The organism is Maribacter aurantiacus (assembly GCF_005780245.1).
GTDB lineage: Bacteria > Bacteroidota > Bacteroidia > Flavobacteriales > Flavobacteriaceae > Maribacter > Maribacter flavus.
This window is the reverse complement of record NZ_VBUK01000021.1, coordinates 1-3,696: the sequence shown is the minus strand read 5'-3', so window position 1 is coordinate 3,696 and position 3,696 is coordinate 1. Positions and strand designations below refer to the sequence as shown.

Annotated in this window: 1 protein-coding gene; it reads right to left on the bottom strand. The window is 56.7% G+C overall.

Annotation, left to right across the window (positions count from 1 at the left end; genetic code table 11):
- A partial coding sequence (locus FEK29_RS18005; protein WP_161595369.1) for a beta strand repeat-containing protein occupies positions 1 to 3,696 on the bottom strand: 3,696 nt, incomplete at both ends.

Below are 3,696 nucleotides of genomic sequence, written 5' to 3'. Positions count from 1 at the left end.
ACCCGTCCCGTTGGATAGGGTCAACGTGTTCGTGCTCAAGCTTATCTGCTGGTTGTCCGTGTTCACGAAACCGCTCAGGTCAACGCTGTTACCGTCGGCAATGGCCAAAGTATTTCCTGTCAGGCTCAACGTCTGGTCATCCGTATCCGTATCTATGCTACCGATATCTATGGTATTGCCTCCGGATATGGAAAGATCCGTACCGCTAAGGCTCAAGGTCTGGGAATCTGTACCCACCAAACTCGATAGGTCTACAGTGGCCGAGGTTCCGCCCTCGATGTCTATCTGTAACTGGTTGCTTCCATCCAGTGTGGCTCCCGTCAAGTTCTGGTCATCGGTACTACCAGCGGCAAGTTCAGACAAAGCGCCCTCAACGTCCGTGGCCGTGAAATTACCTGCCACATCGGCGATGTTCACCTCACCTGCAGTCTGGTCATCGGTTCCGACAAGTCCGGATAAATCCACAGTTTCGGAAGTACCTCCCTCAATGCCGATGGTAAGTTCGTTCGTAGCCCCGTTGAAGCTCGAACCACTGATATTCTGGTCATCGGTTCCGGTACCATCTTGAAGTCCCGAAAGGTCAATCACAGGATCTATCTGGTTTGGAACGTTTAATGTAAGGTCGGTACCTGATAGAGAACCTCCAGTAACGAAGTCGTTCCCATCTGAACCGCCAGCAAGTACAAGCGCATCTATACGAGCATCAATTTCTTCGAGTACTCCCTCTACCTGGTTATTTGCGAAGTTTCCTCCTACATCTGCAACGGTTACTTCAGCTGCAGTCTGGTCATCGGTTCCGACAAGTCCGGATAAATCCACAGTTTCGGAAGTACCTCCCTCAATGCCGATGGTAAGTTCGTTCGTAGCGCCGTTAAAGCTGGAACCGCTTATGTTCTGGTCGTCCGTACCGACCAAACTCGATAGGTCCACAGTGGCCGAAGTTCCGCCCTCGATATCTATCTGTAACTGGTTGCTGCCGTTCAAGGTGGCTCCTGTTAAATTCTGGTCGTCTGTATTGGTTGCCGCAGCTATGTCCGCCAAGGCCAAGGTTACCGTTCCTCCGTCGGAATCGGTCAATATCAAATTGGTACCGTCCTCCGTCAAACTGGCGTTCGTGGTGTTCGTGTCCGCCAATGCCGCGATGTCCGCAACTGGGACGCTTACCGTACCGCCGTCGCTGTCGGTGATGACCAGGTCCGTACCGACCACAGCGAAGGTCGCGTTGGTCGTATTCGTGTCCGTCGCCGCGGCCAAAGCTGCCAGGGAAACGGATAATATGGTGCCGTCGGAATCTTCAAGTTCCAAATTGGAACCATTGATCTCCAATCTATTATTTGTAGTATTTGTATCAATATCAGCCAATGGAATGGTCACCGTGCCGCCGTCGCTGTCGGTGATGACCAGGTCCGTACCGACCACCGCGAAGGTCGCGTTGGTCGTATTGGTGTCCGTCGCGGCGGCGATGTCCGCCAAGGCCAAGGTTACCGTTCCTCCGTCGGAATCGGTCAATATCAAATTGGTACCGTCCTCCGTCAAACTGGCGTTCGTGGTGTTCGTGTCCGCCAATGCCGCGATGTCAGCTACGGGGACGCTTACCGTACCGCCGTCGCTGTCGGTGATGACCAGGTCCGTACCGACCACAGCGAAGGTCGCGTTGGTCGTATTGGTGTCCGTCGCGGCGGCGATGTCCGCCAAGGCCAAGGTTACCGTTCCGCCATCGGAATCCGTCAAAATAAGGTTGGTTCCATCCTCCGTCAAACTGGCGTTCGTGGTGTTCGTGTCCGCCAATGCCGCGATGTCCGCAACTGGGACGCTTACCGTACCGCCGTCGCTGTCGGTGATGACCAGGTCCGTACCGACCACCGCGAAGGTCGCGTTGGTCGTATTGGTGTCAGTGGCGGCTGCCAAAGCTGCCAGGGAAACGGATAATATGGTGCCGTCGGAATCTTCAAGTTCCAAATTGGAACCATTGATCTCCAATCTATTATTTGTAGTATTTGTATCAATATCCGCCAATGGAATGGTCACCGTGCCGCCGTCGCTGTCGGTGATGACCAAATCGGTACCCACCACCGCGAAGGTCGCGTTGGTCGTATTGGTGTCCGTCGCGGTGGCGATGTCCGCCAAGGCCAAGGTTACCGTTCCTCCGTCGGAATCGGTCAATATCAAATTGGTACCGTCCTCCGTCAAACTGGCGTTCGTGGTGTTCGTGTCCGCCAATGCCGCGATGTCAGCTACGGGGACGCTTACCGTACCGCCGTCGCTGTCGGTGATGACCAGGTCCGTACCGACCACAGCGAAGGTCGCGTTGGTCGTATTGGTGTCCGTCGCGGTCGCGATGTCCGCCAAGGCCAAGGTTACCGTTCCGCCATCGGAATCCGTCAAAATAAGGTTGGTTCCATCCTCCGTCAAACTGGCGTTCGTGGTGTTCGTGTCCGCCAATGCCGCGATGTCCGCAACTGGGACGCTTACCGTACCGCCGTCGCTGTCGGTGATGACCAGGTCCGTACCGACCACCGCGAAGGTCGCGTTGGTCGTATTGGTGTCCGTCGCAGCGGCGATGTCCACCAAGGCCAAGGTTACCGTTCCTCCGTCGGAATCGGTCAATATCAAATTGGTACCGTCCTCCGTCAAACTGGCGTTCGTGGTGTTCGTGTCCGCCAATGCCGCGATGTCAGCTACGGGGACGCTTACCGTACCGCCGTCGCTGTCGGTGATGACCAGGTCCGTACCGACCACCGCGAAGGTCGCGTTGGTCGTATTGGTGTCCGTCGCAGCGGCGATGTCCGCCAAGGCCAAGGTTACCGTTCCGCCATCGGAATCCGTCAAAATAAGGTTGGTTCCATCCTCCGTCAAACTGGCGTTCGTGGTGTTCGTGTCCGCCAAGGCCGCGATGTCCGCTACCGGTACGCTCACCGTGCCGCCATCGCTGTCGGTGATGACCAGGTTCGTGCCGACCACGGCGAAGGTGGCGTTGGTCGTATTGGTGTCCGTGGCCGCGGCGATGTCCGCCAAAGCAATCGTCACTGTTCCGCCGTCACTGTCCGTCAAAATAAGGTTTGTTCCATCTTCGGTAAGGCTCGTGTTCGTGGTGTTCGTGTCCGCCAAGGCCGCGATGTCCGCTACCGGTACGCTCACAGTTCCACCGTCGCTATCGGTGATGACCAGGTTCGTGCCGACTACCGCGAAGGTGGCGTTGGTCGTATTGGTGTCCGTCGCGGCGGCGATGTCCGCCAAAGCTATCGTTACCGTTCCTCCATCACTGTCAGTCAAAATAAGGTTGGTTCCATCCTCCGTCAAGCTCGTGTTCGTGGTGTTCGTGTCCGCCAATGCCGCGATGTCCGCTACGGGGACGCTCACCGTGCCGCCGTCGCTGTCGGTGATGACCAGGTCCGTACCGACCACCGCGAAGGTCGCGTTGGTCGTATTCGTGTCCGTTGCAGCGGCGATGTCCGCCAAAGCTATCGTTACCGTTCCGCCGTCACTGTCCGTCAAAATAAGGTTCGTTCCATCTTCGGTAAGGCTCGTGTTCGTGGTGTTCGTGTCCGCCAATGCGGCAATATCCGCCACAGGGACGCTCACCGTACCGCCATCGCTGTCGGTGATGACCAGGTTCGTTCCGACCACCGCGAAGGTCGCGTTGGTCGTATTCGTGTCCGTTGCAGCGGCGATGTCCGCCAAAGCTATCGTTACCGT